The organism is Microcystis wesenbergii FACHB-1317, from assembly GCF_014696875.1.
Classification (GTDB): Bacteria; Cyanobacteriota; Cyanobacteriia; order Cyanobacteriales; family Microcystaceae; genus Microcystis; species Microcystis wesenbergii_A.
Window position 1 is genome coordinate 1 of record NZ_JACJQV010000202.1, and the last position, 8,272, is coordinate 8,272.

General features: G+C 40.1%; 5 protein-coding genes and 4 pseudogenes. 2 read left to right on the forward strand and 7 right to left on the reverse strand.

The genetic code is table 11. The features are described from left to right. Positions 1-115: 115 nt before the first annotated feature. A pseudogene (locus tag H6F92_RS20855) lies at positions 116-1,255 on the reverse strand (branched-chain amino acid ABC transporter permease). Positions 1,256-1,476: 221 nt separating this feature from the next. Here H6F92_RS20855 and H6F92_RS20860 point away from each other — a divergent pair. Continuing rightward, positions 1,477-2,133: a response regulator transcription factor gene (locus H6F92_RS20860; protein ID WP_190359335.1), complete on the forward strand. Its 657-nt coding sequence runs from the start codon at positions 1,477-1,479 to the stop codon at positions 2,131-2,133. A gap of 14 nt (positions 2,134-2,147) precedes the next feature. Here H6F92_RS20860 and H6F92_RS20865 read toward each other — a convergent pair whose 3' ends face one another. The 5 genes and pseudogenes from H6F92_RS20865 to H6F92_RS20885 form a co-directional block, all read right to left on the reverse strand. After that, positions 2,148-2,666, reverse strand: a complete 519-nt coding sequence (locus H6F92_RS20865; protein WP_190359336.1) for a low molecular weight protein-tyrosine-phosphatase — start codon at positions 2,664-2,666, stop codon at positions 2,148-2,150. A 2-nt stretch (positions 2,667-2,668) separates the two neighbouring features. Then, on the reverse strand, positions 2,669-2,962 hold the full coding sequence (locus tag H6F92_RS20870; RefSeq protein WP_002733401.1) for a hypothetical protein: 294 nt from the start codon (positions 2,960-2,962) through the stop codon (positions 2,669-2,671). 153 nt (positions 2,963-3,115) lie between these two features. After that, positions 3,116-3,754 (reverse strand): DUF2834 domain-containing protein, encoded by a 639-nt coding sequence (locus H6F92_RS20875; RefSeq protein ID WP_190359337.1) that lies wholly within the window; start codon positions 3,752-3,754, stop codon positions 3,116-3,118. Positions 3,755-3,984: 230 nt separating this feature from the next. Then, positions 3,985-5,577, reverse strand: a complete 1,593-nt coding sequence (locus H6F92_RS20880; protein ID WP_190359338.1) for a hypothetical protein — start codon at positions 5,575-5,577, stop codon at positions 3,985-3,987. Between the two features lie 374 nt (positions 5,578-5,951). After that, positions 5,952-6,516, reverse strand: a pseudogene (locus tag H6F92_RS20885) (transposase); the annotation flags it as partial. A 93-nt stretch (positions 6,517-6,609) separates the two neighbouring features. Here H6F92_RS20885 and H6F92_RS20890 point away from each other — a divergent pair. Next, positions 6,610-7,671, forward strand: a pseudogene (locus tag H6F92_RS20890) (ISKra4 family transposase). Between the two features lie 32 nt (positions 7,672-7,703). Here H6F92_RS20890 and H6F92_RS26855 read toward each other — a convergent pair. Beyond that, positions 7,704-8,114, reverse strand: a pseudogene (locus H6F92_RS26855) (IS110 family transposase); the annotation flags it as partial. Positions 8,115-8,272: the final 158 nt, after the last annotated feature.

Sequence of the window (8,272 nt, forward strand, 5' to 3'; positions counted from 1 at the left end):
ATAACTGATAACTGATAACTGATAACTGATAACTGATAACTGATAACTGATAACTGATAACTGATAACTGATAACTGATAACTGATAACTGATAACTGATAACTGATAACTGAAATTATTTTCCCAAAGTTAACTCCTCTTTTTTGCCGAGGATACCCTGGGGTCGCCAGATCATTAAAACCATGAGCAGCAGACCGATAATCATAATCCGTAAAGCCCCTAATTGGCTATCATTAAAAATATCTAATCGGGGCATATCTAATCGGGGCAGAATAAAGCGAGTTAGGGAATCGTAAGCCCAGAAAATTATTGATCCTAGTAAGGTTCCAGCATTGCTACCAGAGCCACCGAGAATGATAATAATCCAAGCGTTAAAAGTCAATAACGGTTCAAAATTAGTCGGGTAAATAGTGGTTAATTGCCATGCTAAAAAAGCCCCGGCCAAACCAGCGATCGCACCGCCTAACATCAAAGATTGTAACTTATACCAAAAGACATTTTTTCCCAAAGCCCTGGGAATTTCTTCATCTTCGCGGATAGCTTTGAGGATGCGTCCCCAAGGCGATCGCAAAAGTAATTCTAACCCAGTATAAACGAGAGCGAGGAGGACTAAAACTACCACCATCAGCCCCGCTTTGTAATTATAATCATTCAGAGCAATTACACCGTTTATATACAGAAAAAGCAGGATTATCGCCCCTAACAACCCCCAAAAGATTAAAGCTCTCTTTTGCGTCGGTTGATAGCTTTTACCGCTAATTTGCCCAGCTTCGCGCTATTGTCGTTGCAGATTGCGCCCCAATTGCCAGAGAGCAAAGATAGCAAGCAGGGTAAACAGGGCAATAATTAATAATTTGACGGGAAAACTGGGATTTATATCCAAAGGTAGGGGATAACGTTGTAGTCCGAAACTGCCTTTCGTTAACCAATCCTCGTTAAGCACCAGCAAACGAATTAACTCAGACACCCCGATGGTGACAATCGCTAGATAATCGGCTCTTAATCTCAGGGTGGAAAAACCGATGGCCAATCCCAACAATGCCCCTAGGAGCGACCCGACAATGGCGGCAAAAATCATCGGTACACCTTGTAAAGTCAATAAAACCGTTGCATAAGCCCCTAAAGTGGCAAAAGCAACGTGACCAAAGTTAATTAAGCCTGTAAATCCCCATTGTAGATTTAAACCGAGGGCAAAAATCGCGTAAATACCCGCCCAAATTGTCAGGGAAACTAAATAATCTGTATAATCTGTCATCTTAAGTAAAAAGTAAAAAAGGGGTTGAGGGAGTGGGGGAGTGGGGGAGTGGGGAGATGGGTAGAAAAAAGCTGAAAAATCACATCTGATCACTGAAAAGGCTGATAGCTAACTGCTAGTATAATATCAGTTAAAACGGCCTCTGTAGCTTGATGGACAATTGTGACGAGCGGAGGGTGCTAGGCTATTAATACCGAAAAAACCTTGTCCTGTTAATTTCTATGCCTCTTTTGATTCTAATTGCCGATGATGACCCCGGTATCCGCCTAGCGGTCAAAGACTATTTAGAATTAGCAGGTTATAGTGTGGTAGCGGCGAGTAATGGTTTGGAAGCTTTGACTTTATTGGATACCTATCATCCCCATCTTTTGGTATCGGATATCAAAATGCCGCGTTTAGACGGTTATTCTTTGGTGACTAAGGTGCGGCAACAGCCAGAATTTAGGTTATTGCCAGTAATTTTTTTAACCGAAAGAGGGTCAACAGAGGAAAGGATTCGCGGTTATCAAGTGGGTTGTGATATCTATCTTCCTAAACCTTTTGAGATGGAGGAATTAAAAGCGGTTATTCGCAATCTTTTAGAGCGAGCGCAAATGGTGCAAAGTGAACGTCAATATCAAAAATTAAAACCGGAAGAAAGTCCCAAAACTAGGGATGTTTTAACCTCTTCTTTACAGGATGATTTTAAGTTAACTAATCGCGAGCGGGAAGTGTTAGAACATCTAGCCCGGGGACTTTCTAACAGTGAAATTGGGCAAAAACTGCATCTTAGTTCTCGCACGATCGAGAAATATGTTAGTAGTTTACTCAGAAAAACAACTACTAACAATCGCGCCGAATTGGTTCGTTTTTCCCTCGAACATAGATTAATCGATTAGCTGAAATAAAAAACTTAAATTTTGTTTTTTACTTCCTCCAAAAGACTGCCACAGGAGTCTAAAAGTAGCTCGATTACCCGTTCAAAACCTTCACGACCACCGTAGTAGGGATCGGGAACTTCTTTTTCTGGGTGATAACGAGCATAGTCACACATTAACTTGACCTTTTCTTGATATTTTCCTGTCCGATCTAGGGATAAAATATCTTGATAATTGGCTTTATCCATGGCTAGGATTAGATCAAAATTCTCGAAATCTTCGCGGGTAAATTGTCTAGCTGTCCCTTGCAGAGGAATACCGCGTTTTTTGGCTGCCGTATTCATGCGAGAATCGGGAGGAGAACCGATATGATAACCGGCAGTTCCCGCAGAATCACACAGAATTTTGGCGCTTAATCCTTCTTGTTCAATCAGATAAGTCATGATATTCTCGGCAGCGGGAGAACGACAGATATTTCCTAAACAGACGAAGAGTAGTTTATAGGGCATAAATTGACTGGTAGAATCATCACTAAATTGCCAATTATAGGGCATTTTTAACATCCCGATAAAGATTTATCCTCAAAAAACTCCTCGCTGTCCATTAACCTAATTTTGGCTAATCCCAAGCTTTCTAAATAATCTTGCCACCCTTGGGGAGTATCTTCGATCGCTAATAATCCTAATACCCTAGCTACGTCTGCTACCCAGGGTAGGGTGTGAATTCTATAACCCTGCCAGTTTACCTCTAAGGATAACCAAGCGGGAATCTCTTGGGGGTTAAATTGTTGGGAGGCAAGATAATCAGCTTGAAAGCAGTAAATCCGAGGTGGTTTTTGACTCTCTAACAAGGTTAAACACTCCTTCTAATCTGGACATTAATCTCTTTCCCCATATTTTAGGGGAACCTCGGCATAATTTCTGTTAAATATGAACTTCTCTTGTCAAGAAATGGTTAAAAAACAACTGATAACTAGGCCGAGTTTCCCCAAGGCAATTTACCCTTAATTCTCCCCTAAGGGAGGACGAATAATTAAATAAATTGCCGGACCGATTAGAGGTAAAAGGGAAATTACTGGCAACAGGAAAGGATTTTTTAATCCCCGTCGGGTTAGATCATCTTGCAGCAAAATTGGACATAATAGGGTTAAAAGACAGAAATCTAAACTCATAACCTGAATAAAACGGCTAGTTTGCCACTGATACCAAAAATCAGACCAATTGCCGTTAATTAATCCGTAAGCGATTAAAATTGCCGCAGTAATTAGGGCAATTACTCCTAACCAAGGTGAGTCTAAAAGTTTAATGACCAGATTTTTTTTACCGGTAAAATTGCTGTTGGGTTGACGGAGAGTTAGATAGGGTAAAATAGCGAAAGCACCCACAGCAAAGGAGGCAAAAGCAAAGGGCCAAGCGATGATTTTTTGGTCACGACCATCGATAATTAAAAGGCTAGTGTAGATAAGTGGCCAAACTCCCATCAGGTTAAAAAGAGCAATAATTAACGGGTTAATATCTTGCCATTTGCCAGTGGAAAGATTGATAATTAAATTCATTGTATCTGGTTGGTCGGGGGGTGCTAGTAAAAAAGCGTATAATCCGAAGCATAACCAAAGTAAACCGAGAATAATTTTTGTTAACATGAGAGTAGATAATTAGGTTAATTGAGTAATGGGAGTCCAGCAGATATTTTAGTAGAAAAGTGATCAAAAGGTCAAGCAGTATTATACTAAATCCGGTTATTAAAGACTGATTATTTATTCCCCCTTTCCCCCCCGATGTCGGGGGGGCAGGGGGGGTTGCCTTTTGCCTCTTCTTATAAGTAGCCTATACTTAACGGATTTAGTATTACCTAATCAATGATCACTAATTTTTAGGGAAGACGACGAGGATTCATGGTTTCTCCTGGGATAATTTCTGCACTTTTAGAGTGGAGTAAGCGAGTTTGTTCGAGGATAGTTTCTAAGTCTTCATCCGAGAATTCTTGTACATAGTTTAATTTGACTTCTTCTAGGAAGATAATTAATAACATCTCGATTCTTTCTAGACTGTGACGGGATTGTAATTCCCCGGCGAGAGATTGCCCGAAACGCTGGACTAATTGCTGTAATAAACGTTCAAAAACTTCGTCTTCTTGGGTAATCTTTTCAGCTATATTAACAAAAGATTGATACAATTGACTAGATAGACGATTACTCAAGTCAGTTTTTAACCCTTTCATGCCGGGTAATAGCAATAAGCTTTGATAAGCGGGAGTTTGACTGAGAATTTTCTCGATATTGTATTTAATTAAAGCTTCTGCTTCTGGTTTAACTTGCGGTAAAACCTTGTCAACAGTGCTATTAACTACTAACCGAAAAATTTCGATAACTTCATTAGTATCATTGAGATTATTATATCCACCATTAAGGGATTTATCGAGAAATTTCTCCACTTGTCCCCGTCGAATATATTCCTGTATTTGATTAATAATTCTCAGAAAAATTATCTCAGTAATATCTTTAGAAATTAGCGCAACTAAGCCTTTAACTGCCTGTTCTTTAATCACTCTTAAGTTAATAATTTTAACTTGATCTAGGCGAATAACGGTAGGAATAAATCGTAACCATCTCCAGATAGGAATAAACAGAAAAATATCGTACCATCGCCATAACATAGCCTCGCGCCAACGCAGACCTTTATGAGTGCGAGCAATCCACCAAGTTCTCAGCATAAATTCCCAGAAAAAGATGGTACCAAATAAAAAATCGATCGCCTCAAAGTTATCTATCGGTCTCCCATCTTCTCCCAGGGGACGAAAATAATTAGTTTCTATTAAAGGTTGAATTTCTTGATTGAAAAATTTCAACTCTTTTTCCCAGCCATTTTGACTGAGATAATCCCAAGTCCAAAACTTCTGAAAGGCTGCTTTTGCGGAAACATTTTCCGTTTGAAAAACCCGCAAGCGCATTCTATTTTTTATCTTCTCTAAAGTCCCAGTTTTCTCGGCCGAGGCAAAGGGATTATTATCGATCATATCGACACTTTTTTGGCGTAAATTGGCTAAAATTTTCTCAATCTCTTGGCGATATTCTTGCAGATTAAACTCTGGGTTAAAGACCTTTTGATTAATTATTTCATTGAGTTTATCAACCGTAGCTAAATATTCACTGGTACTGCGATAGGGTTTAATTCCTTTCACCACATCATAATTAGCGATTCCTTTAACAAAGGGAATTTCTAGGGGTTTATCGGGAGGTATTTGTAATTCTTGAAAGGCAATCGGCCCGAGTTTTATTGGTTCATTAAATCTTAATAAAGTTATTTGCAAGCGTCCCTGTAACCAAAAATCTCGCAGGGGAATATAGGTTAAATCGAAAATAACCAGAATATAATTACATAACACCAACAGGGCCATGCAAGTCTCAAAGAGATTGCGTAGGGAAAAACGACGGTTTCTGATCACGGGGGTTTTAGTCAAAGTCATTAGCCTAGAAAGCACACTTTGACTATGGTAAACCGAAAACGCCTAATTTTTGGGTCCCAAAGCGATAGAAGTGGTTAAAAAAGAGCGGTTAAACTTAGTTCTGCCTCGGCAATTAATAGATGTAGTCTTCTATTCTGTGATAGCATCCTAGCAGATTCAGTTATATCCCAAGTTACGGCGTTTCTCCTAAAGATGAAGCCTCGTAGCCTCGTAGCGACTGTCTTGATTGTCAAGGGGTAACTCAAAAAACAATCAAGGAGTTGCTGTCGAACCTAAAATCTCAAGCCAGAAAAAAGCGCAGCAAAAACTAAGTCGCTCAGGTTAAACCAAAGCAAGCGCAACCCTTGATCAGAGATAACAAAAAGTGTGAATCTCTAGGAACAAGGTGGTAAATTGTCAGTAAGCTGCCAAGGCTGATTTTGGCGAACCATTGCATTAAGAATAACTAAGATTTTCCGCACACAAGCAGTCAGAGCCAGTTTTTTTGATTTACCTCGTCCGACTAGGCGTTCGTAAAAGGTTTTAATCACCGGATTATGACCCATAGCCACCACCGCCCCCATGTAAAGAGTCGCCCGAATCTGAGCGCGACCTCCCTGAATCATCCGCTTACCTCTATGTTGACCACTATCAGGATTAATCGGCGCAACACCGACTAAGCGAGAGATTTGTTTGGCGGTTAATTGACCGAGTTCTGGTAAGTCGGAGACGAGAGTAGTAGAAATTACTTGACCAATCCCCGGCACGGTTTTTAGTAAATTGACTTTCTCGAGCCATTGTTGGTTAGCTTGGGTCAATTCCTCAATTTCTTGATTGAGTTTTTAGGCGGCAGTTATCGAGATACTCAAGATGGGCTTCGATATCGACCAAAGCTTTACCGCGAGCGCGTTCCCGTCGGTTTTTTTCGGCAGTCCGCATCTCGACAAGTTGCCGGCGACGACGGGAGCAAGTCAAAGCTGAAGAACAAATAAACTACTTGACAAAAGCATCAATTGGGTATGGGATAGAGAAAAGAGTGGGGAAAAGACAAAAATGACTCCAGAGCAACAACAAGAACTTAACCAACATATTCAAGCGATAGCCAAGATTCTTCATCAGGAAGCTGAGGCTGAAAAAATTCAAACTTTAGAGGGAATAGAGACGACAATAAGAGAACAGACCTGAAAATATATAACTCCGAAACTAGGATTTTTTTTTGTCACAAAAACGACAGGAACTCAAGCCGGGAGACCGAGAAAAATAAAAAGCATCATCGGAGAATTATGCCTGACAGAAAAACAAGCAATCCGTTTAAATATTCCTAGTAATAACCAAATTAGTCCTTACTTAGAACGCTGTTGTTTAAGAGCTAGTGCCAATGTTTCTTATGAAAATGCCGCCAGAGATATTCAATTTTATATAGGGATGAAGGTCTCGGCTAGGACTCAACAACGATTAGTCCATCGCCACCAATTTGCCGAAGAAGAATCAGGAAACCCCGTTCAAGAAATTAGTCTAGATGGAGGAAAAGTGCGCTTAAGAACCGAAACTAAGGGAGAAGCTTGTATCTGGAAAGATTATCAAGCAATCTGTGTTGATACTTTCCTAAGAAAAGCTTGGTTTGGAGAGAATGAATCGTTAATATATTGGGTTAATCAACAACCTTTATCTGACCCCCTTACCTGTTTGGGAGACGGACATCCCGGTATTGGGAAAATTGTGAAAAACTGGGATTGTCCAGGAGAAAAAAGAGAAATACTTGACTGGTTTCATTTGGTAGAAAATCTTCATAAAGTCGGCGGTTCAGTGAAGAGATTGAAAAAAGCAGAAAGTTGATTATGGCAGGGCAAAATTGAGGAAACAATAGCATTAATCTCTCCTTTAAAAAACGAACGAGCTGAAAATTTCTGTCGTTATTTAGAGATTCATCGTCATCGAATTGTTAATTATAATTACTATCAACAAGAAGAGATTTGCTCTATTGCTTCGGGAGCCGTTGAATCCACGGTTAAACAGATTGACCGACGACTGAAAATTTCTGGAGCCCAGTGGAATGAAGAAAATATCCCTCAAGTGCTTAAACACCGCTGTGCTTACCTAAATAACAGTCTTTAGCTATTGAATAGTATTTATGTTCTGACAAAACTGACTTGCTCCCGGCGACGACTAATTAAGTCGCCCAATTGACGAGATTCTTCCGACTCAACCGCTAATATTTGCGGTTCCATTGCCTCGCCAAAATGAGCTAAAATTTGAGCGTCAATGGCATCGGTTTTGGCTAACTTACCAGTAGCTTTGGCAAAGTCTCTTCCTTGACGGGGATTAATTAAGGCGACCGGTAAACCCGCTGCTTGTAATTGAATCACCAGTTCAGTTTCTCAACCTCCTGTCGCTTCCAGAACGATGAGGTTGATCGTGTAAGATTTTAGGGTCTCGACCAGTTTAGATATGTCCTCCTCTGTGTTATTGACTTTCATCGCTTTACCGAGGGGACGGAGGTAAACATCTAGGGTCGCTTTACTAATGTCAATGCCTACCCATTGAGAGATATTTTCCATGATTGAACCTAACTATAGCAATTCTTGGAGCTATGAGGTACAATAGAAAGCAAATAGACAAATAATAGAACTTACCAGCTTCCTATGAGACCCTATTCCGTAGATTTTCGCCAAAAAATTATCGATGTCTGGAAGAAAGAAAAAATTTCCATTCGAGG

What these genes read in the sequence shown, in the direction of transcription:
- H6F92_RS20865 (WP_190359336.1), bottom strand. Translation starts at nt 2,666, where the DNA reads ATGCCCTATAATTGGCAATTTAGTGATGATTCTACCAGTCAATTTATG.
- H6F92_RS20875 (WP_190359337.1), bottom strand. Translation starts at nt 3,754, where the DNA reads ATGTTAACAAAAATTATTCTCGGTTTACTTTGGTTATGCTTCGGATTA.
- H6F92_RS20880 (WP_190359338.1), bottom strand. Translation starts at nt 5,577, where the DNA reads ATGACTTTGACTAAAACCCCCGTGATCAGAAACCGTCGTTTTTCCCTA.
- H6F92_RS20860 (WP_190359335.1), top strand. Translation starts at nt 1,477, where the DNA reads ATGCCTCTTTTGATTCTAATTGCCGATGATGACCCCGGTATCCGCCTA.